A 24,730-nucleotide genomic window follows, 5' to 3' on the forward strand; every position below is an offset into this window, starting at 1 on the left:
AGTATAAAGATACGCTTGTCCAATCACGGCTATGATATCGGAAGCCCCCTCCCGGCAGGTGAAGTCGGTCCGAACCGCGTTCCGACTGATCACAATCATGCAGGACCGGGAGGGTGTAACGATGAGCGAACTGGCCGAAGAGTTGGACCTCGCAAAAAGTACGGTCCACAACTATCTCCGGACGCTAAAATCGCTCGGCTACGTCGTCGACGACGAGGGGACCTATCGGCTGGGACTTCGATTTTTGACCCACGGAATGGCCGCGAGAAACAGCCTCACGCTACGTGAAGTGGTCACGCCCGTACTCGAGGAGGTAGCCGCGGAACTCTCACAGCCGACCTGGTGGATCGTCGAGGAGTTCGGCCGTGGCATCTTCGTCAACCGGCGCGGACTGACGGCGAACACGCGAGAGATTTATGGCCGTATCGGAAAGCGGTCGTTCCTCCACACGCACGCACCCGGGAAAGCGATTCTCGCGCAACTCCCGGCGTCGTATGTCTCGGATGTGCTCGACTATCACGGACTCCCCACACACACAGAAAAAACGATTATAGACGCCGAGACGTTGCTAAGCGAACTGGAAACGATCCGCCAGCAGGGATACGCTGTCAGCGACGGGGAGGCGGCATTGGGCATCCAGTCAGTCGGCGTTGCCTTCGAGGGAGCCGCTGGCCACACACACGCTCTCGGCGTCTTCGGCTACTCACACGACTTCAGCGAGATGCGCCAGCAACGCGACATCCAGTCGGTACTACAGGGCGCTGCCGGGGACATCCAACGAGCCGCCGAGGGGGTGAGCGAGTGATGAGTGAGATGGCACCGCCCGATGAGACGCGGACCGTACAGGATGCACTCGAACAACAGGTCACGACTCGGGGAGACCAGCCGTTTCTCCACGACACGGACGAGACGCTGACCTACACCGGACTTAACCGAGATGGAAACGCTATCGCCAACAGCCTCGTCTCGCAGGGCATCGACAGCGGCGACCACGTCTGTCTCTATCTCTACAACTCACTCGAATACGTCGCAACCTACCTTGCCCTCGCCAAAATCGGTGCCATCGTCGTCCCGATCGACACCCGCTTTACCGGCGACACTCTGAGATACGTCCTCTCGAATGCGGATGCGGACACGGTCGTGGTTGATTCGAAGACCCGGGCGGAGTACGAGGCAGTCAGAACCGACCTCTCGGACGGCAGAACCGAATACATCCTCGGCGCGGAGACCGCCGATCACCCGTATCGTGACTTCGGTACACTGCTTGACGGTGACACCACGACAGCGCCGAATCGGGCTGTCGCAGAAACTGACACGCTCGCAGTCATCTACGTCCAACGCCACGCCGCCGAACAGCCGACGGGTGTGATGCTGCCTCACTACTCTTACGTCAACACGGGCTGGGAGGCCTGTGAGAATCTCTTTGGCTTCTCCGAGGACGACCGTTTGTTCACCACACTGCCACTGTACAGCGTATTCACGTTCCAACTCGGCATCATGGGCGCGCTCTTGGCGGGTTCGGAGTTCGTCGTCGGAGATCCGTTCGACCCGGACGTGTTCTGGGACCGAGTCCGAACGCACGACGCGACGATCCTCCTCTATCTCGGACGGATGCTGTCGGTGCTCTCTAACCAAGCCGCGAGCGACGGCGAGGACAATCCCGTCGAGATGGCCATCGGCCACGGCTTCGGTTTCGGCACCGACAAAGCTCTCATCGAGACCGTCGAGACACAATTCGACCTCACGGTGCTCGAGGGGTACGGCGTGACCCAAACCGCGACCGTAGCGACGTACAACACACCGGAAGAACAGAAAATCGGGAGTGCGGGGAAGCCCGGCTCCTACGTCGAGGTAGCAATCGTCGACGACGCCGACCGACCCGTTCCGACCGGTGAATCCGGGGAAATAGTCATTCGGCCGACCCGACCGAACACGATGATGCAAGGCTACGCCAACGACCCGGAGGCAGCTATGGAAGTCTGTCGGAATCAGTGGATTCACACCGGTGATATCGGCTACATGGACGACGACGGCTATCTCCACTTCGTCGCCAGCGAGGACAACTCCATCTATCGTGGCCGCATCGCCGGCCGTATCTCGGCACTGGAGATAGAGAGCGTCATCGACAGACAACCGGCCGTCGCACGGTCTGCCGTCGTCGGCGTCGAGGGCACGCGCGGCGGGGAAGAAATCAAAGCCGTCGTCGTGCCCGAAACCGACGCCACGGTCAACCCAGTGGATATCTGCCGGCACTGTGAGCGGCAGTTGCCATACCTCAAAGTGCCGCGATACATCGAGGTCCGCGAGGAGTTACCTCGTGGGCCCTCGGGAAGCGTCCAGAAGAAGACCCTCGAAGAGCAACCCGTGTCGACGGCGTGGGACCGCGAGAGTGGCTACGAACTCAGTCGCTGAGAGGGTGCACAGTCACTCTGAGGATTGGTTAGCGCGTTTCAGCGAGAGGGCGGTGCGGTCGAACTCACAAACGACCGGTTCGTCCGGGTCGTTGACCTTGAACACTTCCACGTGCATCGTCACGATGCCGCGCTCGCCGTCGCTCGTCTCCCGTTTGTCCGACACCATCGACCGCACCCGAATCGTATCCCCATGAAATACCGGCTCCGGATGTTCCACGTTGTCGTAGGAGAGGTTGGCGACGATAGTGCCGTCGGTCGTATCTGGAATTGACAGACCGACTGCCAGACTCATCGTATACAGCCCGTTAACCAACCGCTCGCCAAAGTCCGTCCCCTCGACGAACTCTACGTCGAGATGCAACGGCTGCTGATTCATCGTCATATCGCAAAACTGTTGATTGTCCGACTCGCTAATCGTCCGGCGCTTCTCGTGCTCGATGGTCTCACCGACCTCGAACTCCTCGTAATACAGTCCTGTCATAGGTTGTGGTGGATTGGTGGTTGTAACGCGTGTGGTTGTAGGTCGATACAGCGCTCAGAGGATGGTGCCGTGTTTCTTTTCCGGGCGGTCCTTCTCAACGTCCTCATAGAAGGCGAAACGTGCTTGGAGTTCCCGCCGAAGGTCGCTGGGCGGGACGATGTCGTCAATGACGACTTCGCTCGCCATCCGGCGCACGTCAATGTCTTCGCGGTACTCCTCGCGGAGTTCCTGCTCTTTCTGCTTGCGCTCTTCCTCATCTTCGATTTCGTTGAGTTTTCGTGCGTAGACGGCGTTGATGGCGGCTTCGGGCCCCATAATCGCAATCTCGCCGCTCGGGAGGCCGATAGTCGACTCGGGGTCGTAGGCCGGGCCGCTCATCGCGTAGATGCCCGCGCCGTAGGCCTTCCGAACGACCACACACTGTTTGGGCACCGTCGCTTCGGACGTGGCGTAAATCATCCGCTTGCCCTGTTCGAGGATGCCCTCTTTTTCCACGGAAGAGCCGGCCATGAAACCCGGCGTGTCCGCGAGGTACAGAAGGGGAACGTTGTAGGCATCGCATTTCCAGACAAACTGCGCCGCTTTCTCTGCGGCGTCCGGGAAGATAGCGCCAGCCCGCTGGGCGGGTTGGTTGGCGACGACACCCACCGGTCTGCCGTCGATGCGGGCGAAGCCGGTGAGAATCTCCTTGCCGTATTCGGGCTGGAGTTCGAACCACGAGTCGGCGTCAACGACGCGCTCGATGACGTCGGTCATGTTGTAACCCCGATTTGGCTCTTGGGGGATGACGCCGTCGATACCGTCGGGCGAGCGCGCGGGAGCCGTCCCCGTGGTTTTGGGTGGTTTCTCGTCGCTGTTGTCCGGAAGATAGGAGACGAGTTGGGCGACGATCTCGCGGGCGTGTTCTTCGTCGTCGGCCACGAGGTCGGCGCTTCCCGAGTATTTCGCGTGGATGTCCGGACCACCCAACTCCTGTAGGTCGATGTCCTCGCCGGTTACCATCTGGACCATCCGCGGGCTGGCGATTGCCATCGCGCTCATCCCACGGACCATGATGGTGAAATCCGCGAAGACGGGGGTGTATGCCGCCCCTGCGATGCTCGGGCCGTAGAGGACACAGATCTGCGGGACACGCCCGGAGAGTAGTGAGTGGTTGTAGTAGTACTTCCCGATGCCCTCGCGGTTGGCGAAGAAGCCGGTCTGTTGGTCGATACGGCCGCCCGAGGAGTCCATCAGATAGAGCACCGGTTGGCCCGTTTTGAGCGCGCGCTGTTGCATCCGGAGGAACTTCTCGACCCCCTTGGCGGCCATACTCCCACGCTTGACTGTATAGTCGTTGGACATGAAGTGGACCGACCGGTCTTCGAACTTGGCCGCACCGGTAATCATGCCGTCTGCCGGCAGTTTGTCGTCGGCGTCGAACTCCGCGAATTTGCCGTCCTCAAAGAGGAAATCGTCCCCGAACCAGAGGTCAATGCGGTCACGGACGAACAGCTTCCCTTGCTCGGGTAACTGCTCTTTGTACTTCTCCGGACCGCCTTCGAGAATCTTTTCGATTTCCGCGCGCAGGTTCTCCTCGCGCTCGGTCGGGCCGAGCGCCTCCTCGGGCTGTTGAGCCGCGGTCCCACTCTCGTCTGCCTGTTCGTAGGCCGCAGTGGCCAACTCGCTGCCGCTTTTGTTCGTCACGGTTACCTCGTCTTGGAACTGCGAAGCGAGCGCCTGCGCGATTGCTTGTGCCTGTGCGTCTGTCGTGTCGTCTGAAACTGAGACATTCATTGTTATTCGAGAGTGACGAGTGTGTCGCCCATGTCAACGGAGTCGTCTTCGGAGATGGGGACGCTGGCAACCGTCCCACTCGTGGAGGCGACTACGTCGTTTTCCATCTTCATCGCTTCCAGCACGCAGACAACATCCCCTTGGGCGACCTCGTCGCCCTCGGCTACTTCGACCGAGAGAATAGTCCCCTGCATCTCGGCTGTGACGACACCCGCCGCCGTCTGGTGACTGCCGCCGCCGTCGCTACCGCCACCGCCGCTCGCGTCGACCTGCCCACCCGTCTGTGCATGCGGCAACCCGTCTTCGACGACTACGTCGAACTTCCTGCCGTCAACTTCGACCGTCAGTTCTTGTGTCGTCGCATCGCCGCCCGCGCGGGCCGAAGAGTCACCGCCCCAGCGGTCGACAGCGTCCGCAATGTCGGCTTCCTCGACATCTTCGTCAATATATTTCGTCGTGTGGTCACCAGCCACAAAAACATCGTCGTTGAGCATTAGAAGGTGGAAGGGAATCGTCGTGTTGACGCCCGAGACAGTGAAGTGTTCGAGTGCGCGCCTTGACCGCGCGAGACAGCGCTCTCGGTCGTCTGCGCGGACGATGAGTTTGGCTATCATTGAGTCGTAGTCGCCGGCGATTGTATCCCCCTGATTGACTGCGTGGTCAAGACGGATGCCGATGCTACTGGGCGGGTCGTACGTCTCCAAGTATCCCGGCGTCGGTGCGAAGTCGTTGGCTGGATTCTCGGCGTTGATGCGGTACTCGATGGCGTGACCCTCAATGTCGACGTCCTCCTGGTCGAACGTCAACTCTTCGTCGGCGGCGACGAGAATCTGCCAGCGGACGATGTCGATACCGGTTACTTCCTCGCTGACGGTGTGTTCGACTTGAATCCGCGTGTTGACCTCCATGAAGTAGAATTCGCCGTCTTCGACGAGAAACTCCACGGTGCCAGCGTTGGTGTAGTCGGCCGCACGGACGCCGCGACGGGCCGCCTCACCGATGTCTGCCCGGAGGTCGTCGGAGAGGGCCGGACTCGGTGCTTCCTCGATGACCTTCTGGTGGCGACGCTGGAGTGAACACTCCCGTTCCCCGAGATGCCGGACGTTGCCGTGGTGATCTGCGAGCACCTGGACCTCGATATGCTTCGGCGCTTCGAGGTACTTTTCGACGTACACTGAATCGTTGCCGAAGTACGCCTCACCCTCACGCTGGGCGCTCTCGAAGGCTTTTTCCACCGCTGAGTCGTTGTGAACGATTTTCATCCCCCGCCCGCCACCGCCGCCTTCGGCCTTGATAGCGAGGGGATATCCATATTCTGCACCGAGGTCTCGGATTTCCTCGGCACTCTCAACCGGGTTGGTGGTGCCGGGAACGACTGGAACGTCTGCCTCCTGCATAATAGACCGGGCCTTCGTCTTCTCACCCAGTTGTTCCATCGCATCACTCGGCGGACCGACCCACGTGATGCCATCCGTACCCCTGACGCGGCGCGCGAACTCGGCGTTTTCCGCGAGGAAACCGTAGCCAGGATGGATTGCGTCGGCATCCGCCCGCTGCGCAACGTCGATAATTGTCGCTTGGTCGAGATAGGAGTCGCTGGCCGGTGCCGGCCCGACATTATACGCCTCGTCGGCGTAATCGACGTGGCCGCTGTTTCTGTCTGCGTCGCTGTAAATAGCGACGGTGTCGATACCCAACTCCTCGCACGCGATCATAATGCGGACAGCGATTTCGCCACGGTTGGCGACGAGTAGCTTCTCGAACATGGCTACGTCGACCCCTTTCCGTCATCGGGGGCAATGCCCCACTGACTGGCGCTCGGTACACTCGTCTCGCTCCCAGCTCGACGGCCAACTGAACCGTTGCTCCAACCGCTCCGAGAACGGTCTGGTGACTCGTCGGGCTGGGTAGAACCCACGTCGGAATGCATGCTATTGTTCCTCGTGCAATACGCCTCTCCGAATCTATTTGTAGTTTGTGTTGCCTAAAACCAAACTGGCGACAGTTCCCTCTAAGCAGTGGACTTACTCCCCACGAAGCGAGGTGCCACAACATCCAGCAATTGGTGCCAGTTGACGCCCGAGGTACGAGTTTACTAGAGTGATTAGCGCAATAGCTGAATATTCAGACAGCCTATTCTCTGTGATGAACGCATCACGTCGGTTCACGGTCGTTGAGCATCTCTCGAACGAAGAATTGGACGACGCCATTGATGTGGCTCAGAAGGCGGACGAGACGCGTCTCGTCCGGCGACTCTGCTTCGTGAAGAATCTCTATGAGGGCAAGACCCAACAGCAGGCTGGTGCAGCTGTTGGCGTCTCCCAGCCGACGAGTAGTCGCTGGGCACGCGCGTGGAATCAAGACGGGGTCGAGGGCTTACGCCCACGCTTCGGCGGCGGTCGGCCGCCGAAACCCACCCCAGCACAGTGGGACGAGATTTGCACACTCCTCGAAGACGGCCAACCGTGGACGCCACGCGAGATTCACGCACTCATCGAAGACCGCTACGGCGTTACCTACCACCCGTCACATCTCGCTCGGAAACTGCGTGCGTCGGGGATGCACTACGCGAAACCACGACCGATGGACCCGCGACATCCTGCCGACGCTGAGGAGATTCTCGCCGAGCGCCTCGGCCAGGCGCTCGGCGAAGACACAGATGAAGACGAGGAAGACCCTGTCGTGCTGGGATTTTTTCGATGAAGCGTGGCCCCAACCGTTCGAGAACTCCCAGCGGATGTGGTCGTACGATCGGACCGTCCAGATAGAGAAACCGTTAGTCGCGGTGCCGTGGCGGTCGATTGGCTTCTACGCATTGACTGGCAAGAGCGTGATCACGTACAAAGAGCGGTTAGTCAAAGAAACGATCGTTGAGGCACTCGAGGAGATCCGCGAGCAGAATCCGCGGGGCTGGATTCTGCTCGTGGCCGACAACTATGGCTCGCATCACGCGAACCTCACCCAACAACGGGCCGACGAACTCGGCATCGAGTTCGTCTTCCTCCCACCGTATTCGCCGACGCTGAACGCGATCGAACCGCTCTGGAAAGACCTCAAGCGCGAGATTTCACCAACCATCTTTGAGGGGAAAGACCACTTTAGAGAGTTCGTCACCGAGACGTTCCTTCGGCTGAGTCACAAGCTCAGCTTCGCTGTTGACTGGATCGAGACGTTTCTTCCCAACAATATTCAGAGGTTACAGTGATCACTCTAGTAAACTCAGAAATAGTTACTCACTTTCGGAGAGACAGTCGAGAGCTGTATCAATCGCTGTTGTCAGCTCGTCGAAGAGACAAAGAAGCGGTTGCTAAGAGACGCTTGAAGGTGTCTCCAGTACTCCTCAACAGGATTCAGCTCCGGCGAATACGACGGTAACGGCAAGAAGGTGAGGTCGTCACGGGCCGCTAGGTCCGTGACGACCGATGCCTGGAAATATGGCGCTACATCTAGAACGATAATCAAAATCATACTCGAATTCTTTGCATAATACTAAAATGAAATGTTTTGCGCACACGGCACTAACGTACTCGGTGAATCGGGAGAAAAGCAATCACCGTTCTCGGTGGTCGCGCCCAGCAGACACGTCCAGTCGCGTTGGCCAAAGAGGTCGACAGAGGGCCGATACCGCGCGGAAACAACGCGGCACGCAGCTCAACTTGCGCGGATGTCTTGGTTTGGTCGATACAGACTACGGTGGCGTCCATCTCCCGCCGCTTTTTTTGAGGTTATCGTGGAGCTCTTCTTGCTCGCCTTCATCGGCTTCGGCGGCTGAACGGCGCGGTTTCTGATAGCTCAGTCCCGCTTCTTTCAGCAACCGCCGACAACTCGGGATTGAATACTTGACGCCGTACGTTTCTTCGAGAAAGTCTTGGGCAAGCGCCGGCGTCCACGCCGGCGCGTCGATACCGACCTCGGTGGGAGGTTCGTGAACGGTTTCTTCAAATTTCTTTTTCTGTATTTCTGATATTTTACATTTTCTTCCGGTTCTTTTATCATCAGACACGGCCTGCTCAAGCGACCCGTCCGTGTCGAGTCGATTGAGCCAGCTGTAGATTGTTCGCCGCTGAACATCGTGCCACTCGGCTAACTCCGTTTGCGAAACACCGTTTTTGTACGCAATTGCGGCTAAGAGCCGCTGTGTCGGCCTCTTATTATCTACGTTGTCGAGGGCGTCTTGTAACTCCTCGACGGAGATCTCGTCGAGATGATTCACCATCTATTGTAACAGTCTCCGAGTAAAAAGTTCTAACGGCTACTACAGCACCTCATGTTCAACGTTGTATGTTCACTTCCATGATTTCCATGCTGAGTGACCTGTCTCCCCTGTGAATTTCTTGTCGACAGACCCACCGCGTTATCTCGATGAGAGCGCCCGTGTTCCACTACGACAGGATGTCGGTAAATTACCGCATCTATTACCAATTATATTTGATTTTTAAATAATAATTCTCCGAACATGTCACTTACTTTGTAGAGCATACAACATGACTGCACAATCACTATTGGAAGACCACCGTAATACATATGTTTCGGACAGGCCAACAAATTAAAAAATCTTATGAATGGTAAAATCTGATAGTTTATAATAATATACTGTGGGTTGAGAAATTGTGGTACACCATTTTGTTGAAGCGGTAGCGCGGAGGCCTCTTCCTCAAGTCGTGCGGAGGTGGTCGGTCTTGGGTTCGTAGACCTCGCCCTTCTGTTTGAGCTGTTCGATTTCGTGTTCTGCCTTCGAGGACTCCATCCCCGCCTCCTCGGCGCGTTCGATGATGACGTCGACGGGCGCGCCCTCGTCGTACTCCTCCTCGATGTCCTGAATCAGCGATAGCAGGTCCTTGATGCGGTCGCGCTGGCTCTTCGAGGTGCCCGTCTCGACCATGTCCGCGTCGAACTCGCCGGTCTCGGGGTCCATCCCGATGTCCTCCAGGCAATACCGCACGATGTCGACGGCGCGGGAGGCGTCCTCCTGCTCGACGGTGTCGGACAGACGGATGCGCGCGCTGGCCTCTGCCAGACGCACCAGCGCCTCCAGTTTCCGGGCCGTGACCGGCACCGCCGCGTCCTCGTCGGACCCCCGCGCCCGGAGGTTGACGTAGAAGTCCTGAATCTCGGATTTTGCCTCCTCGGTCATCGTCGGGAAGCAGTTGCGCTTCGCGTAGGCGATGTACTTCCGCAGGAGGTCGGGTTCGATAGTCGGCGCGACCTCCTCGGTGACAGTCTCGACCTCCTCCTCGGTGAAATTCGACGTGCTCGTCTCGGTGCGGTGGGTGTGGAGTTCGCCCGCGTAGTTCGTCTGGATGATGTGCTCTGCGAGGTTGGCGTCCTCCTCCTCGTCGGGCTGGTCGGTGACCGTGAAGATGAGGTCGAACCGCGAGATGAGCGCCGGCTCAAGATTTATCTGCTCCCCAATAGGTTCGTACTGGTCGAAGCGGCCGTATTTGGGGTTTGCAGCGCCCAGAAGCGAGCATCTCGATTTGAGTGTGGCGTTGATGCCGGCCTTGGAAACCGAAATCGACTGCTGCTCTAATGCTTCGTGCATGGCAGAGCGGTCGTCGGAGTTGTGGACGACCATCCCGTTCGCGAGGAAATTGTGCGTCCCGTCGACCGTGAGGTCGTAGACCTTCGGCTCGCGGCGGTCGTCGAGTTCGGCGACGAGCGTCCGGATGCGGTCGCGCTCGTTCTCGATAAGGCTGAACGTGACGTCACGGACAGTCTCGAACGACTCGCCGTCGACGACGCCGTGGAACCAGCGCGAGACGGTCGACCCGTCCACGTCCATCCGGGCCGCGATATCCTGGAATGAGAGGCCGTGACGGTCGAGTTCGGCCCGGAGCGAGTCCCACGAGTCGGCACTCGGTTCCACCGCGAGGAGGTCGGTCGCACGGGAGTACGCATCGTCTTCGTCGGTACCGAGAATGTCGGCGAGACGGTGACGGAGCACAGCGAGGCGGTCGTCGCCGACCGACGGGTCGACGCTGTCGACGGAGTCTACTCGCCGCCACTTCACGTCACCGCGGACGAGGTCGCGGAGTCGGTCGAGGTCTGTCTCGGCCGCCGCGCTGGTAATCGTTCGAAGCGTCTGCCGAACGACTGTCCGAAGCGTGTCGTCGCTTCCCCACGCCCTCGATACGCGTTGCTGGGAGTAATCGCTCCCCTGGGCAATCTCGCTCTGCGAAACGTGGTAGCGCTCTTTCAGCGTCGACAGCGTGTCCCACGAACAGGGCGTGGAGAGGGTTTCGTGGTCGGTCACAGCCCGGTCGCGGCGCTCCTCGAAGCGGTCGAGGACGCGCTCGGCCTTCGAGAGCGAGAAGTTGGCGTCGCCGTTCTCGAAGTTACAGTAGGTTGCATCAGTGAGGCCACACTCCGACTGATGTAGTCGGAGCGAGTCTCGTGCCTCCGCGAACAGGTGACCACACTCAGGAAGCACGTCGAGAATCGTCCGGTCTCCGGAGACACGGTCGCAGACGGCATCGAGCGCCTCCTGTTTCCGCGCCAGCGTGAATCCAACGTGTCGGTTGAACGCCGCGAGCGAATCTGCCGCCGTGATTGCGAGGATGTAGAGGTCGCGACCCTCGTCGCGTTCTCGGTGTTGTATCTGGCTGGTCACGCCGAATTCCGAGAGGAGCATCTTCGCACCCAGCAGGAGTTCGTAACTCGCCGAGTAGATGGTCACGTTCCGGTCGTCGACGTTGCCTTCGGCGTCAGCAAGCGCCCGAAGGAACGCCGCTTTCACGTCGGCGTCGCCTTGCAACACCGCGGCCGGAGCGCGCTTGCCCTCGTACGTTTCGAGATTGAGTCCGGCGGCCAGCAACTCGTCGACGTATCGCTTCCCGTGGAGTCGGACTGTCTCGACGCCATCAGCGCGCTGCTCGCTCGGGTGGCGAACCGGCGTGGCGTCGAAGGCCTCACGACACGCGCGCTCGAAGTCGGCGAGCAGTTCTTCCTCCGAGTTTATGAACCGGATGCCGTAGCTCCCCTCGTCGCGGTTGTAGTATACGTTCCCGTCGCCGGCGACGTACCCCATGAGCGCCCCGAGAGCAGGCGTCGTCTGTGAGGCGATGTCGCCTGCACCGCTGGGAGTCGTGACGGCAGCACCCCCGTCGGAGGCGGGCTGTGGTATCGAATCGGGGACATAGACCCAGTCGCCGGACTCCAGGTCGGCCGCCGGCCGTTCGGCGCGGCGACCCTCGTCGAGAACAAAGAATGGATGGTCGGCGGTCGCCGTGACTGACTCCCCGGATTCGAGCGTTACCTCGCGAAGCGCAGACGGGGCCTCGTATTCGTGTACCGCCGTCACATCGCGTGTCGTCAACTGTCCGTCGTCGGTCATCGTCCAGACGGTTGCGTCGATATCTCTCAGGATTCGACCCCGCTCTTTCTGCTCTCCGTCACCGTCTGCATCAGCACTGAGCGCTACCTCTCGAATGGGCACGATACCGTCGCCTGTGTTGACGAGCGTCTCGCCCGTCACACATTCCATCTTATCCAGTTCGTCGACAGCGGCGATGCCCTTGTCTGCGAGCACGAGCGCACCCGCTTCGAGCGTCCACTGCTGGCCGTCGCCGAAGTCATCGCGTACCGCCGCAGCGGTATTGTGAGTTACAACACCGTTCGCAAAGAAGTTGTGAGTCTCAGGGACGGTAACGTCAAACACCTCTTTTTCACCGGTATTGACAGCTGCGACGACCTCATCCCATTGAAGATTGGCGTCGACAGCTTCTTGAACAAGTGGTTCGGCTCCATCTAAGTCGACATTAGTCAGTATTGTCCGTACCCTATCACGACCGGGATTAGCTCCCTGTTTGAGAGCGATGTGTGACGAATTGGTCGCTTCACCAGCAGTCGCCAGAATGCTTCCGACGGGGATTTTGTCCTTACGTCGGTTTGTTTCGCCGACGATCGACTGTAGCGCCTCCTGCTTTTCTTCGGCCTCAAAGCCAATCTGCTCGGCGTATCGATCGATATTAGCGCCATATAGTTCGATGAACTGTTGGATATGCTGTGAATTGATCACGTGCCCATTGTCCAATTCGTACTTGCCCCGACGATCTCGCTCACGAGTCCGTGCCCGAATACCATAGGTTTCGAGCATCAGACGTACCTGTCGAGCGAGCGCGTCACTGATGGTTGAGAGTAATATACTCGACCCACCGTTAGTGCGAACAGAGACAGAACCATCGGCGTCCATCAAGCCCCGAAGAAATGCGTCAGCGTGTTTCGATGTCGTCAGCTTTGCATCGAGAGAAAGGTCTTCCTTTGGCGTTTGCATTCCTGCGTTGGCGAACAGGCGCGCAATCGTTGCACTATTCACTCGAATTGAGGGGACTCTGTCATCCTGATACTCAATTTCGACATGCTTGTCGAACTTCCGAGCAAAGATGTCAATTGCACGTTCGAGAAGTGCTTCATTGCTGTTCGAAATACGAACAAGTCCGCGATTGCCCCCGCGCCGATTCAGTGAAATATCACCGTCGCCGAAGACAAGTCCAAGCAGGTACATCAGATCCTCGTCGAACGTCTCTGGCAGCGCGATATCGTCGCCATGACGAAGCATCGCCCGCTGGAAATCAACGGCCGTTCGAGAGACACCGATGCCGTCAAGTACAGTATCGAGTTTATCTAATGAAACATATCGATTCGAGAGTGTATCATAGATAAAGTCCTCCGAGAGACCGAGTTCGGCGGCTGCCGCGCGAAGATGTCCGAACTCCTCAGAAAGCTCGGTGCGAATGAACGAGAGGGATTCATCGGTCAGTTTTACCTTCTCACTGGTTAAATCAAGGAATTCACGAACCGGAACCGTCGATTGAGAGATGTCGTCGTATTTCGGAACTGCAACGTAGTCGCCCGGCATTACTTCGTCAATCTCCCTCCACTCGATTCCTTCTTCACCACAGACGAGAACAGGAGTGTTCACCGAGGCTTCTAGTTCCTTCCCGTGACTGGTCTCGATACGACGGCACGGCTTTTCTGGCATTCGCCAGACGTGTGATGTCTGCTTGGCCGTTGCTTTTCCCTCATCGCGGTCAAAGGTGTATAGCTGGTGCTGCTTTTTTGCGTTCGTCTCAGTTTGAACGGGTTCGGGGATTTCCTGTTCAACCAGAGAGCTGATTTCTTGGAAACCTTCTCCCGTATGGATCAGTGTATCTCCAGTCACACACAACCCAGCTGAACTTGCACCCTTGCCCGAGGTGTAGACAGAGCGAGGGGCTATTTGTCGGATATACTGAAGCATGGCCGACTTTCCCGTACCAGGGTCACCGATCAGAAGCATGTGCAGGTCGCCACGAATCCGCGACCCGTCGGGGAGGTGTTTGGTGACGCCGGAGAAGAGCTGGAGAATCATCGCCAGCTTCTGTTTCTCGTAGCCGTAGATGGAGGGCGCAATCGCGCCGACCATCTTCTCGTAGATGCCGGACTCGTTGGAGAGTTCGACGATCTCCTTCTTGTCCTCGTCGGTGATGTCCATGTCCTCGAACTGTTCGTCCTCGATGGTGACCGAGAGGCCGTCCATGTAGACGTCGAACATCGCGGACTTCTCGCGGTCGTTGCCCTGCTGGTCGAGTTTGAGGACGCCCGTCACCTCGACGTGGTCGCCGGCGGTGACCTCGCCGGTGATGTCGTCTTCGATGTTCACGTCGATGCTCTGGGGCGTCTCGCCGCCGCGCAGGCCCTCGGGGGACTCCTGGACGCGGAGTTTCTGGGCGTCGATGAACTCGGACTGGTCGAAGTTGATGCGGAAGGGGCCCTGGCGTTCACAGCCCTGGCACTCGTGGGGTTCCTGGAAGTCGCCGTCGACCTGCGGGATGCGCGTGAGCGTGCCACAGCGCTGGCACTCGAAGGCGGCGTTGGTAATCTTCGGGCGGACGTCGGTGGCCTTGCGGACGATGCCCTTGACGGAGATGAGCGAGCCGCGGTGGTCGGCGCGGATGGCGCGGATGTCGGTCGATTCGGGGAGGTTCCGGACGCGGACGTGGGCCTGGCCGAGCGAGACGTCGACGGGGAGGTCGTACAGGCGCAGGGCCTCCTCGGCGTACTCGGTGAGCTGTTGAGGTTTCGTGCGGACGTCGTCGGCGAGGTCGGGGTCGAAGCGGTAGAGGTCCTGCCAGTCGACGTACAGCGACTTCTGCTCGGTCGGGTACTTCTGTGCCAGTTCCCCGATGTCGTTGCGGTAGTAGCTCCGGTAGAACTCCTCGAACGTGTCGATGAGTTCGGTGTCGTCCGCGCGGGCCATCTGGTGGCAATGGCTTAGATTCCCTTCGGTCAAGAAGGTTCGCAAATCGGGGTGGAAGTGATACGGCGCGCGCGCAACCGGGAGACGACGCCGACCGCACCCTCGAAACGAAGGGGTGGGTCGGGGTGGGCAGTCGCCCGACGCCGAAGCGGACGGCAGAGCGGAGTGCCGACCCGGAGTGAAAGTAGTCTGGCCGCGACGGAACCGCCAGACTCCGAGTCGGCGACTGACGAAACGAAGGGGTTGGAGACTGGACGCGGGAGACGGGAGAGAGGACTAGTTCGAGGCCGCCGGCCGATACCACAGTGCGACCCAGAGGCGGACGCTCTCGCTCCAGGCCCGCCAGAGCGTGGGCGGGGCGGCAGGGGTGTCGTGGCGGGCGCGGGGGGAGAACGTGGGCCGGACGGTTATCTCGGTCCGGCACTCGGGACAGAGATAGCGGGCGGTCCGGGCCGTCTCGACGACGCGCCAGTCCTCGTCGTATCGACTCTGGTGTCCACACTCCGGACAGAACAGCGTCGATTTGGACGGAACGTCGGCACGGGATTCGCGTTGTGTCACTGCCATGTGGATGGAGTGGAAATCGCCGTCGGTCAGGTGCCCGACCGGTTCATCGAATCCGTCCGGCCCGTCTCACGGACGGGGATGCCCCGGGTGCGAAGTTCGGACGCGAGTTTGGTGGGTGAGACGCCACTCCGTTCGGCCGCCTCGTCGAGAGTGAGCGTCCCGCTCCGGTACAGCGTCAACGTCGACGTCAATGACCTGAATGACATTCGTTCCTCGACCCGGAGTAGGGTACATCCATATTTAAATATTCTGTGGGTCTTTGTACCACAATCAAATCAGATTTGGCGTAAAAATTGTCCAACCGCCCCCGATATTCCTGTGAAGCTGTAGTTTCGTCAACCCAGATTCGGGGTCTCCGAACGGGATGCCGGCCGCTATCGAGCGTCGTCGTTCGAACCGGTGGAATCGACGCCGCGAACGCCCTGGAGGACGTTGACCACCCCGGCGATGGCCAGCAGGAGACCGAAGCCGGGAGCGAGGTAGTGCCACCACGGCATCGAGGACTCGACGAGGTAGGAGTCCGTCCCGTCGCCCGCGACGACGTAGGCCGTCGCCCGGTCACCCGGGGAGTGGTTCCTGATTACTTCCCCCGCTCGAATCCCCGACGAGACCCGATTCCGGTCACCGGGGAAGACGGTGTCACCCTCGTACTGTTGGCCGTCGTAGCTGTACCGGTAGGTGACGTCGAGGATGTATCCGGACGCCCCGTCGCCGGTTTCGTACCGCGTCCAGTTGGACGAGACGATTTCCGCCTCCACCGGCTCGCTGTTCATGGTGTCTAGCACGTGGGGCGCGGCCCAGTAGACGCCGCCGGCGACGAACGCGACGCCGAGGACGAGCGCGATGATACCGCCTCTCACTCGTTGATGCATCGTCTCGTGAGCGCTCGCGGGGAGGTTATCAATCCCCGTGACACTCGACGTCGGCCGACGACGAGACGCGGCCACCATCGTCGTCGAGCGCCGGCGCGGCCGGCCGTCGAGCCGAAGACGGACAGAAAGTCGATGCAAAAGCTCCAGTACCCGTCCACCATACGGTCACCTATGGGTAGCGAATCGACGAAGGAGCAGCTCCGAATCGGCGACGTCATTCGGGGCATCCACAGGGCTCTCGTTGATGCGGAGACCCGGGAGTCTCTCGAATCCGAGGTATGCGAGGCGTTTGCGACGTCGTCCCCGTACGTCTTCGCGTGGATCGGGACGCACGACCCCGAGACGGAGCAGATCGTGCCACGAACCTCTGCGGGAGTGGACGCGGCGTATCTCGACGACATCTCCATCTCTGTCTCCGAATCCCCCGACAGACACGGGCCGACCGCGACGGCGGTACGCACCGGCCGCATCCAGGTCATGCAGGACATCCGGAACGACCCGGAGTACGAACCCTGGCGGGAGCACGCACTCGACCGGGGGTTCGAGTCCAGCGCCGCCATCCCAATAGCCAACGACACCGACGCCTACGGGGTGCTGAATCTCTACGCCGACCGGCCGGAGGCCTTCGAGCGACGCGAACAGCAGTTGCTGTCGGAGCTGGGTGAGACAATCGCGACGGCCATCGCCGGCATCGTCGCCCGCCGCGAAGTCGAAGCACAGAAAGAGAAGTACGAGCGTCTCGCGACGCGGATTTCGGACGCGTACTACGCCGTCGACTCCGAGTGGCGGATTACGTACTGGAACGAGCGGATGGCCGAACGAACCGGGCGGCCGGCGGACGACGTCCAGGGGAAGACACTCTGGGCGGCCTTTCCGACAGTCAGGGGAACCGAACTCGAAGCCAGCTATCGGGAGGCGATGGCCGACGGTGACCCCCGGTCGTTCGAGTACTACCTCGACGACCCGTTCGACTACTGGGTGGAGGTCGACGTCTATCCCGACGAGGGCGGACTCTCGATTTTCTCCCGCGACGTCACCGAGCGGAAGGAACGGGAACAGCGGGTCGCGAACCAGCGCGACAACCTGCAGACGCTGAACCAGGTGTTGCGACACGACATCCGCAACGACCTCCAGGTGGTGACGACGCACGCCGGTCTGTGTGCCGAACGGACCGAAGACGGCAGCGAGGACAGCGAGTTCGTCGACACGATTCGCGAACGGGCCGAGCACGCCGTCGAACTGACGACTACGGCCGGGAACATGGCCGAGGTCATGCTCGGGGACGAACAGAACCGCGAGCAGGTCTCGCTCCGGGCGACACTGGAAGCCGAGATAGCGGAGCAGAAATCTGCCTACCCCGAGGCGGAAATCAGTGTCGAGGGCGCGATACCCACAGAGACCGTGCTGGCAAACGAGATGCTCGGGTCCGTCTTCCGCAACCTGTTGAAAAACGCTATCCAGCACAACTACGACGAGACGCCCGAGGTCACTGTCGAGGTGGAGTCCCGCGACGACGTTCGAGTCCGCGTCGCCGACAACGGGCCGGGCGTCCCCGACGAGCGGAAGGCCGACATCTTCGGGAAGGGCGAGAAGGGACTCGACAGCGAGGGAACCGGCCTCGGGCTCCACCTGGTGCAATCGCTCGTGGACGGGTACGGTGGCGACGTCTGGGTCGAAGACAACGACCCCACTGGGGCAGTGTTCGTCGTCGAACTCCCCAGAGCAGACTGAGCGCCGTCAGTCGGGACGTGCGCGACCGGGTGCAGACGACGCGTCGCCGACAACCCTATGCGCCGAGACATCTTACGAACAGGTGGTCTCGTGCATCGGTACGTGGCAGTCCGGTGTGAGACCGCCCGGCAGCGAGCGCGCACCGAGTCTTGTCACTTCACGCGACCGGCATCGCGTTCCGGGCGCGCTCGGTCCTGCCGGCTCCTTGTGATTGGGCCACGTCGGCCCTTTCGACGACGCTGTCTGCGCCCCGAAACCGACGTGTGACTACCTGGAACCGAGCGGTCTCGGTAGTGCTTCGAGTAAGCGCTGCTTACCGCTGAGCAATCCCCGACGTGGCGACTGACGACGGACCGCCGAGTGTGCTCGACCCCTACTGTTCGACCGCGCGAACGTCCGTCTCGGCGGCGTCGACAGAGTCGGTTCCACCGGGGAGGCGAGCGAGCACGGACTCGACGAGGTCGGGCACCATGGCCGCGTTGCGGAAACTCATGGCCGGATTCACGTCGACGGCCCAGTACTGGCCGTCTGCCCTCACGCAGTCGACGCCGAGGGCCTGCGTGCCGGTCCGTCGCAACAGTGCCCTGACCTGTCGTGCCAGGTCGGGGTCGGGTTCGACCAGTCCGAGCGGTCGCTTCTCGCCCCGGAGCTTCGAGGTGGTCTTCAGCACCTGTACGACGATGTCCGACCCCGTGTCGACAGCGTAGTACTTGTAGTCGACGGGCGTCGCTGGCACGAGTTCCTGGTAGACGTCGCCCTCGCCGTTGAGTTCCGGGTCCGGCCGGAAGTGCCAGTCGACGTGCGTCTTCGCGACGTGCTGCCCGTCCGGCCTGGTGAGATGAGTGGGTGGCACGCGAAAGCCGACGTCCCTGAGTTTCTGGTACCCCAGCAGGCGAACCCCGAGCAACAGCGTGCGGAACCCGTTCCAGGTCGGCACTCCCAGCCGCTGGGCGGCCAGGAGTGCGTGGAACGACTCCGGGTCGACCTTCTTGTTCATCAGCAACGCCAGGTCCGCCAGGTCGGCGTCGGTCAGCCGTCTCCCCGGCTCGAAGAAGGTGACGGTGATGCCGGCCGCTTCGAGACGCCGCGCGACGTCGGCGAAGATGTCGTGGTCCGCGTTGCAGATGAGTCCGACGCGTCGCTCCCCGGCCGAACCGTCTGGTGTGCCCTCTCCCATAAGTGCCAGACACAAGGATACCCCTCTATATCTCTATATGCTGGCTAACGTCCCCCGGGTCGCAAAAGAGAGAGCATACTATATATCTCTCGACGACACCGCCACAGCAGGAGGACCACCCGCCAGCGGTCGTTTCCAGCCGATACCGCCGCCTTACCGGGGGACGGCACTCGCAATCGACTCCACGAGTGCCGCTTCGAGTCCCGTCCGGCGAAAACTGGTCGCCGGGTTCACGTCGACGGCGTGGGACTCCCCGTCGACCTCGACGACGTCGACACCGAGTGCCCGTGCCCCGCTAAAGCGCAACAGGCGTGCGAGTCGCCGCTCGACCGCCGGGTCTGGCGTCCCGCGACCGAGGAACGCGCGCTCGCCGAAGAGCTTCGACTCGAAGCGCGTGACCGCCGTCTGCACGGTTTTCCCGTCGTCGACGGCGTAGTACTTGTGGTCGATACCGTCGAAGTCCAGCAGCGGCTGGTAGAAGTCACCGTCGCCGTTCAGCGTCGGCTCCTCGTGGATGTCGAGAAAGCCCTTGGCCACGAAGTCGCCGTCCGGCTTGTCGGGGTGGACGTCGGGAACCTGGAAGCCCACGGCGGCGAGTGCGCCCAGTTGCGAGAGACGGTTGAAGAACACCATCGAGGCGACGTAGCCGTTCCACGCGGGAATCCCGTTCCGGTGGGCGTATTCGAGTGCGTGAAGCGACTCCCACCGCACCTTCTTGTTGACGAGCAGGTCGAGAGCGTCCAGGCGGTCGGTGGACAACTCGACGCCGGGTTCGAGGAACTCGACCGCGTACCCCCGGTCGCGGAGGCGGTCCGCGACGGGGCCGAACATCTCGTGGTCGGCCGGGCAGATGAGACCGATTCGGGGCTTGGGTGCTGTCACGGAGTTCCAATGAGGGGCACGGACGATGATAAACGTCTGTGCCGGCAACCACACCCTACCGTTCGACTACGTTGGTCAATGTAGTCCTAATACACAGGGTTATGAATTTCGGGCGCTCTCTATATACCGATGGACGAGGCGACATCGGCCCGTCGTTCGTCGGAGAATCTCCTGGACGAACGGCTCATCGAGCGGTGCGAGGCGATACCGGAGCGCCCCGAACCGGGCCAGTACGTGGTTATCGACACGATGCACTTCTCGAACACCGTCATCGAGTTGCTCGCGAAGGGTGCGGCACACATCCACATCACCGACGAGCGCGGCAACGAGTTCAGCTACCGGGAGCGGTACCCGGATGCGGTCCTCGGCGGCGGCAGCACGGACGAGTACGAACCCGCGGACGGGTACGACTTCTTCAACTCGCCGAGCTACGTCCAGCGACTCGACGTCGACGGGTCGCCGGTCAGCATGACCTCCTCGAACGGCGGTCGTGCGGTGGCGTGCCTGCGGGCACGCGCCGGGGACGACGTCGACGTCTTCGTCGGGTCGACGATGAACGCGGCTGCGCTGGGCGAGTACCTGCGAGGCCAGGACGGACAGGTGCATCTGGTGAGTTCGGGCTCGAAAGGCGAGGTGGCAGTCGAAGACCACATCGGCGCGACGCTCGTCAGTCGCTACCTGGACGGTGTGCCGGTCTCGGAGACGGAACTGGACCTGTTCCGCCGCCAGCTCGAGACGGCGAAGGGCCACGACTACACCGAGACGCACGACCTGCGACGCCGTGACGTCCGAGAGTACGCCATGAACGTCAACTCCCGCGACGTCCTCCCGAAGCTCGTCGGTGACTCGCTGGTGGACGTCTCCGTCGCGCCCGACGAGGCGGCTGCCGAGGAGCAGGCGGCCGACTGACACCGGCGAGCGAGAACCCGCTTACAAGTCACAACTACCCGAGAAACAGGTTCATATCCACACGTACCTACTGTTCGACCAGACCGCGAACCGGACTCGACGGTCGAACGTTCACATGCGCTACGGTGCCTCACTCGACCTGCGGATGGCCGACTCCCCCGAGCAGTTCATCGACTATCTCGACGCGCTCGACCTCTCACACGTCGAAATCAGGAAGAGCTACCTGGACACGCGTCCGGACCCGCCAGCGGCCACGCGGCTCGCTGCACTCCGGGAGTCGTACGACGTCACCTACACGCTCCACGCGCCCTACACCGACTGGAACCCCGGAAACCTCCACGAACCGCTCCGGCAGGCCGCCAGCGACAGCATCGTCAGGACGCTGGACCTGGCAGCCGCTATCGGTGCCGACGCGGTGGTGGTACACGGTGGTGCAGTCCGGCGGGACTACCCCGACGACGTGAAGGCCCACGCTCGCAGACAGGCAGTCCGGACGATTCGGGAGGCCGCCAGACACGCCGACGACGTCGGCGTCCACCTCTGCGTCGAGAACCAGCGACGCAAGACGAAAAAGCGGTACAACACCTCCACCCCCTCCCGACTCGCTGCCTTCCTCGACGACGTCGGCGTCGACTCGGACTATCTCGGGGTCACGCTGGACGTCGGCCACGCGAAGGCCACCGGCGTCGAGTACCAGGCGTTCGCCGACCGGTTCGGGAGCCGAATCAAGGTCACCCACCTCCACGACAACGACGGCCGCAACGACGACCACGACCCGCTTCCGGACTACGAATCCGTCGCGACTGACATCGGCGCGCCGTTCAACGTGCTCGAGATGAAATCGAAGGCAGACATCGAGCGGTGCGTCAGTGCGTAGGTCGGGACCGCCTCGCGGAAACGGCCTCTCGAAACGAGGACGGCACCACTGTTGCATGACTCCCTCGGAATGTAGCGTGATGTGACGGAGAGATAAACGGACTGTAGTCAGAGACACGCATTCGACGGGTTCGATAGTAAATTGTGACCACCACGAACGTACTGTTTTACCCTTCGACCTCGTAGTCTGTTAGCACACTTGTGTGGCGAAAGCGGCAGACCGACCCATCTCAGAGAGACTACCAATGACAGTCATCGCCGACATCACGGTTCCAGCGAACTCGTTCGAGTTAGGACGGGTCATGCAGGATTTCCCGAACGTCGAGATCGAGCTCGAACGGATCGTGCCGCTACGGGAGACGATCATCCCGCTGTTCTGGGTTTCCGGCACTGACACTGGAGAGGTCGCAGAGGTACTGGCGGGGAATCCACAGACGAAAACCGTCACGCAACTCACGAAAACGGACGACAAGACGCTGTTCGAGGTTCACTGGAGTGACGAGATCAACGGGATTGTCGAGGCGCTCATCGAGACGCACGGGAAAATTCTCGAAGCAACGGGAGCCGCCGAGACGTGGGATTTCCGCCTCCGATTCGAAGCTCACGAACACCTCTCCGAATTCAACGTGGCGCTCACTGACGACGGCATTCCCGTCACGTTGCGGCATCTCTACAATCCGACACCACCGGACGAGGTCGCCGAACTCTCGGACGAACAGCGTGACGCACTCGTTACAGCGTACGAGCGCGGGTTCTTCGAAATCCCGAGACGCGTCACCCTCACCGAGCTCGCTGAAAGCATGGATATCAGTGATAGCGCACTCTCGCAACGGCTTCGTCGCGCTCTCGCTAGCGTCGTCAGACAATCGGTCATCGCGGAATCGTCACCCGCGACAGATTCCTGACTTTCCTGTTTGGGTTCGGGTCGCACGACTGTGCGGTACGCGGACCACGACGAGGTCGTCGAGGTCGGGGACGTCTACGACATGGCACCGGACCACACGATCGTCGTCGACGCCGGTCCCGTCCGTCCTCAGTCGGAGGAGGCGTACCGGACCCAGATTTCGATATCGATGGTCGGCAGTCGAACACCCGACTCGGCCGGGTTCGATATGCCATCACAAGTCCCCGTTCATCGACGGCCATACCGAAGGCAACTGTTGTACGGGGTCCCCCGGTAGTCTCCCGCGACAGCGACTGGGTGCTACCCATTTACAAGCACACCGTCTCTGGACGTGTTAAAATGTCATTAGAGCAACTAAACCAAGCTGACGAAGCGGTTGCCGAATTCGCGGAGACGCTTCGAGGAACACTCCTCCGGCCGGACGACGAGGGGTACGACGACGCCCGAGACGTCTGGAACGCGATGATAGACAAACACCCGGCGCTCATTGCACAGTGTGCCGGTACGGCCGACGTCATCAGCGCGGTGACGTTCGGCAGAGAGCACGACCTCCCCATCTCGGTGAAAGGCGGCGGACACAACATCGCTGGCAGGGCTGTCGAGGACGACGCCCTCATGATCGACCTCTCGCCGATGAACTCGGTACGGGTCGATCCGGACGCGAAGACCGCCCGCGTCGAACCGGGCGTCGTACTCAACGAACTGGACCACGAGACCCAGGCGTTCGGTCTCGCCACGCCAGTGGGGTACAATTCGACGACCGGCATCGCCGGTCTGACGCTCGGCGGCGGGTGGGGATGGCTCTCCCGGAAGCACGGATTGACCGTCGACAACCTCCTGTCGGCCGACGTCGTCACCGCAGAAGGCGAACTGGTTCGCGCGAGCGAGGACGAAAACGAGGACCTCTTCTGGGGGATCCGGGGTGGTGGCGGCAACTTCGGTATCGTCACCTCCTTCGAGTTCCAGTTGCACGAGGTCGGTCCCGAAGTGCTGTCGGGCCCTATCGTCCATCCCTTCGAGGACACCGCGTCGGTCCTCTCGGAGTACCGCGAGTTCGTTGCCGACGCCCCCGAGGAGGCGGCCGTCTGGTTCGTCATCCGACACGCACCACCCATGGAGGTCATCCCCGAGGAGTGGCACGGCGAGAAGGTCCTCATTCTCGCTGCATTCTATGGCGGTGAGATGTCCGAGGGTGAGGAAGTCCTCCAGCCGTTGCGCGACATCGGCGACCCCGTCGCCGACGGGGTTGGTCCCCACCCGTACGCTGGCTGGCAGCAGGCGTTCGACGGCCTGGCTCCGGCCGGTAACCGCAACTACTGGAAGTCCCACAACTTCGAGGAGATGACCGACGGCATGATCGAGACGTTCGTGGAGTTCGGAGAGACGATTCCCTCCGAACTCACGGAGATCGCCTGCGCGCAACTCGGCGGAGCGATCAACGAACGCCCCGTTGACGCGACGGCCTACCCTCACCGCGACGCTCAATTCGTGATGAACCTCCACACGCAGTGGGAAGACCCCGCGCAGGACGAGGAGTGTATGGCGTGGGCGCGCAGAATGCACAAGGCGATGGCTCCTCACGCGACCGGCGGCGTCTACGCCAACTTCGTCCCCGAAGAAGTCGGCGACCAGCAGGCGGCCTACCGCGAGAACTACGAGCGGCTGGTCGAGGTCAAAAACGAGTGGGACCCGGAGAACGTCTTCCGGCTCAACCACAACGTCGAACCGACCCAGTAAACGAATCCCCGGGTTGAGACAGGAGATTTCCAGCGTCTGAACCCGTCAATACAGAAGCCCCATTGTTCGCATACGGACCACCCCACCTCGGCAGACGCCGTCAGAACTGACCTCCAGGAGACAGCGGTAGGTTCAGCAGTGATTTGACTTTCGGACATTCATTTCAG

Annotated in this window: 18 protein-coding genes and 1 pseudogene; 9 read left to right on the forward strand and 10 right to left on the reverse strand. The window is 61.0% G+C overall.

Annotated features, from left to right (window positions below; translation table 11 throughout):
• Window positions 1-31 precede the first annotated feature (31 nt).
• Together WDJ57_RS11385 and WDJ57_RS11390 are read left to right on the forward strand one after the other, a co-directional pair.
• On the forward strand, window positions 32-805 hold the full coding sequence (locus WDJ57_RS11385) for an IclR family transcriptional regulator (protein WP_338900938.1): 774 nt from the start codon (window positions 32-34) through the stop codon (window positions 803-805).
• Window positions 805-2,412 (forward strand): AMP-binding protein, encoded by a 1,608-nt coding sequence (locus tag WDJ57_RS11390; RefSeq protein WP_338900939.1) that lies wholly within the window; start codon window positions 805-807, stop codon window positions 2,410-2,412. Before WDJ57_RS11385 ends, WDJ57_RS11390 begins: the two co-directional genes overlap by 1 nt.
• A 12-nt stretch (window positions 2,413-2,424) precedes the next feature.
• On the opposite strand, the gene WDJ57_RS11395 is transcribed toward WDJ57_RS11390, so the two are convergent.
• From WDJ57_RS11395 to WDJ57_RS11405, 3 genes are read right to left on the reverse strand one after another with little or no spacing between them, the layout of a single operon-like run.
• Window positions 2,425-2,895, reverse strand: a complete 471-nt coding sequence (locus WDJ57_RS11395; RefSeq protein WP_338900940.1) for a MaoC family dehydratase — start codon at window positions 2,893-2,895, stop codon at window positions 2,425-2,427.
• 54 nt (window positions 2,896-2,949) lie between these two features.
• Window positions 2,950-4,671 carry an acyl-CoA carboxylase subunit beta gene (locus WDJ57_RS11400; RefSeq protein WP_338900941.1) on the reverse strand — a complete coding sequence of 574 codons (1,722 nt, stop codon included), beginning with the start codon at window positions 4,669-4,671 and terminating at the stop codon, window positions 2,950-2,952.
• Window positions 4,672-4,673: 2 nt separating this feature from the next.
• Window positions 4,674-6,437: an acetyl/propionyl/methylcrotonyl-CoA carboxylase subunit alpha gene (locus tag WDJ57_RS11405; protein WP_338900942.1), complete on the reverse strand. Its 1,764-nt coding sequence runs from the start codon at window positions 6,435-6,437 to the stop codon at window positions 4,674-4,676.
• Between the two features lie 379 nt (window positions 6,438-6,816).
• Between WDJ57_RS11405 and WDJ57_RS11410 the strand changes: the two genes are divergently transcribed.
• Both WDJ57_RS11410 and WDJ57_RS11415 read left to right on the forward strand, forming a co-directional pair.
• A complete protein-coding gene (locus WDJ57_RS11410; protein ID WP_338900943.1) occupies window positions 6,817-7,374 on the forward strand; it encodes an IS630 family transposase in 558 nt (185 codons plus the stop codon).
• A complete protein-coding gene (locus WDJ57_RS11415; protein ID WP_338900944.1) occupies window positions 7,331-7,876 on the forward strand; it encodes an IS630 family transposase in 546 nt (181 codons plus the stop codon). Before WDJ57_RS11410 ends, WDJ57_RS11415 begins: the two co-directional genes overlap by 44 nt.
• 14 nt (window positions 7,877-7,890) lie before the next feature.
• Here WDJ57_RS11415 and WDJ57_RS11420 read toward each other — a convergent pair.
• The 5 genes and pseudogenes from WDJ57_RS11420 to WDJ57_RS11440 form a co-directional block, all read right to left on the reverse strand.
• Window positions 7,891-8,884: pseudogene (locus WDJ57_RS11420) on the reverse strand (IS630 family transposase).
• A gap of 441 nt (window positions 8,885-9,325) precedes the next feature.
• A complete protein-coding gene (locus tag WDJ57_RS11425; RefSeq protein ID WP_338900945.1) occupies window positions 9,326-14,908 on the reverse strand; it encodes an LAGLIDADG family homing endonuclease in 5,583 nt (1,860 codons plus the stop codon).
• 276 nt (window positions 14,909-15,184) lie between these two features.
• Window positions 15,185-15,475, reverse strand: coding sequence for a hypothetical protein (locus WDJ57_RS11430; RefSeq protein ID WP_338900946.1), 291 nt, complete (start codon window positions 15,473-15,475; stop codon window positions 15,185-15,187).
• A gap of 26 nt (window positions 15,476-15,501) precedes the next feature.
• Window positions 15,502-15,681, reverse strand: coding sequence for a DUF7317 family protein (locus WDJ57_RS11435; protein ID WP_338900947.1), 180 nt, complete (start codon window positions 15,679-15,681; stop codon window positions 15,502-15,504).
• Window positions 15,682-15,849: 168 nt separating this feature from the next.
• Window positions 15,850-16,347: a DUF3592 domain-containing protein gene (locus tag WDJ57_RS11440; RefSeq protein ID WP_338900948.1), complete on the reverse strand. Its 498-nt coding sequence runs from the start codon at window positions 16,345-16,347 to the stop codon at window positions 15,850-15,852.
• A gap of 171 nt (window positions 16,348-16,518) precedes the next feature.
• Between WDJ57_RS11440 and WDJ57_RS11445 the strand changes: the two genes are divergently transcribed.
• On the forward strand, window positions 16,519-18,078 hold the full coding sequence (locus WDJ57_RS11445; RefSeq protein ID WP_338900949.1) for an ATP-binding protein: 1,560 nt from the start codon (window positions 16,519-16,521) through the stop codon (window positions 18,076-18,078).
• Between the two features lie 373 nt (window positions 18,079-18,451).
• Here the strand turns inward: WDJ57_RS11445 and WDJ57_RS11450 are convergent, their stop codons facing one another.
• Together WDJ57_RS11450 and WDJ57_RS11455 are read right to left on the reverse strand one after the other, a co-directional pair.
• The gene (locus tag WDJ57_RS11450; protein ID WP_338900950.1) at window positions 18,452-19,255 is read right to left on the reverse strand and encodes a hypothetical protein; all 804 of its coding nucleotides are present in this window, start codon (window positions 19,253-19,255) and stop codon (window positions 18,452-18,454) included.
• Between the two features lie 153 nt (window positions 19,256-19,408).
• Complete coding sequence (locus WDJ57_RS11455) at window positions 19,409-20,137, reverse strand: histidine kinase (RefSeq protein ID WP_338900951.1); 729 nt, start codon at window positions 20,135-20,137, stop codon at window positions 19,409-19,411.
• 129 nt (window positions 20,138-20,266) lie between these two features.
• Here WDJ57_RS11455 and WDJ57_RS11460 point away from each other — a divergent pair, with 129 nt between their 5' ends.
• The 4 genes from WDJ57_RS11460 (at window position 20,267) to WDJ57_RS11475 (ending at window position 24,563) form a co-directional block, all read left to right on the forward strand.
• Window positions 20,267-21,046 carry a 2-phosphosulfolactate phosphatase gene (locus tag WDJ57_RS11460; protein WP_338900952.1) on the forward strand — a complete coding sequence of 260 codons (780 nt, stop codon included), beginning with the start codon at window positions 20,267-20,269 and terminating at the stop codon, window positions 21,044-21,046.
• A gap of 115 nt (window positions 21,047-21,161) precedes the next feature.
• Complete coding sequence (locus tag WDJ57_RS11465) at window positions 21,162-21,923, forward strand: sugar phosphate isomerase/epimerase family protein (RefSeq protein ID WP_338900953.1); 762 nt, start codon at window positions 21,162-21,164, stop codon at window positions 21,921-21,923.
• Window positions 21,924-22,224: 301 nt separating this feature from the next.
• On the forward strand, window positions 22,225-22,827 hold the full coding sequence (locus tag WDJ57_RS11470) for a helix-turn-helix domain-containing protein (protein ID WP_338900954.1): 603 nt from the start codon (window positions 22,225-22,227) through the stop codon (window positions 22,825-22,827).
• Between the two features lie 338 nt (window positions 22,828-23,165).
• Complete coding sequence (locus WDJ57_RS11475; protein ID WP_338900955.1) at window positions 23,166-24,563, forward strand: FAD-binding oxidoreductase; 1,398 nt, start codon at window positions 23,166-23,168, stop codon at window positions 24,561-24,563.
• Window positions 24,564-24,730: the final 167 nt, after the last annotated feature.

It is taken from the genome of Salinibaculum sp. SYNS191 (assembly GCF_037338445.1).
GTDB classification, from domain to species: Archaea; Halobacteriota; Halobacteria; order Halobacteriales; family Haloarculaceae; genus Salinibaculum; species Salinibaculum marinum.

Excerpts from the sequence above, each read along its gene's own strand:
- WDJ57_RS11430 (WP_338900946.1), bottom strand. The coding sequence starts at position 15,475 with ATGGCAGTGACACAACGCGAATCCCGTGCCGACGTTCCGTCCAAATCG.
- WDJ57_RS11390 (WP_338900939.1), top strand. The coding sequence starts at position 805 with ATGAGTGAGATGGCACCGCCCGATGAGACGCGGACCGTACAGGATGCA.
- WDJ57_RS11410 (WP_338900943.1), top strand. The coding sequence starts at position 6,817 with ATGAACGCATCACGTCGGTTCACGGTCGTTGAGCATCTCTCGAACGAA.
- WDJ57_RS11415 (WP_338900944.1), top strand. The coding sequence starts at position 7,331 with ATGAAGACGAGGAAGACCCTGTCGTGCTGGGATTTTTTCGATGAAGCG.
- WDJ57_RS11450 (WP_338900950.1), bottom strand. The coding sequence starts at position 19,255 with ATGGGAGAGGGCACACCAGACGGTTCGGCCGGGGAGCGACGCGTCGGA.
- WDJ57_RS11385 (WP_338900938.1), top strand. The coding sequence starts at position 32 with ATGATATCGGAAGCCCCCTCCCGGCAGGTGAAGTCGGTCCGAACCGCG.
- WDJ57_RS11470 (WP_338900954.1), top strand. The coding sequence starts at position 22,225 with ATGCAGGATTTCCCGAACGTCGAGATCGAGCTCGAACGGATCGTGCCG.
- WDJ57_RS11425 (WP_338900945.1), bottom strand. The coding sequence starts at position 14,908 with ATGGCCCGCGCGGACGACACCGAACTCATCGACACGTTCGAGGAGTTC.
- WDJ57_RS11400 (WP_338900941.1), bottom strand. The coding sequence starts at position 4,671 with ATGAATGTCTCAGTTTCAGACGACACGACAGACGCACAGGCACAAGCA.
- WDJ57_RS11445 (WP_338900949.1), top strand. The coding sequence starts at position 16,519 with ATGGGTAGCGAATCGACGAAGGAGCAGCTCCGAATCGGCGACGTCATT.
- WDJ57_RS11395 (WP_338900940.1), bottom strand. The coding sequence starts at position 2,895 with ATGACAGGACTGTATTACGAGGAGTTCGAGGTCGGTGAGACCATCGAG.
- WDJ57_RS11460 (WP_338900952.1), top strand. The coding sequence starts at position 20,267 with ATGGACGAGGCGACATCGGCCCGTCGTTCGTCGGAGAATCTCCTGGAC.
- WDJ57_RS11465 (WP_338900953.1), top strand. The coding sequence starts at position 21,162 with ATGCGCTACGGTGCCTCACTCGACCTGCGGATGGCCGACTCCCCCGAG.
- WDJ57_RS11435 (WP_338900947.1), bottom strand. The coding sequence starts at position 15,681 with ATGTCATTCAGGTCATTGACGTCGACGTTGACGCTGTACCGGAGCGGG.
- WDJ57_RS11475 (WP_338900955.1), top strand. The coding sequence starts at position 23,166 with ATGTCATTAGAGCAACTAAACCAAGCTGACGAAGCGGTTGCCGAATTC.
- WDJ57_RS11440 (WP_338900948.1), bottom strand. The coding sequence starts at position 16,347 with ATGCATCAACGAGTGAGAGGCGGTATCATCGCGCTCGTCCTCGGCGTC.
- WDJ57_RS11405 (WP_338900942.1), bottom strand. The coding sequence starts at position 6,437 with ATGTTCGAGAAGCTACTCGTCGCCAACCGTGGCGAAATCGCTGTCCGC.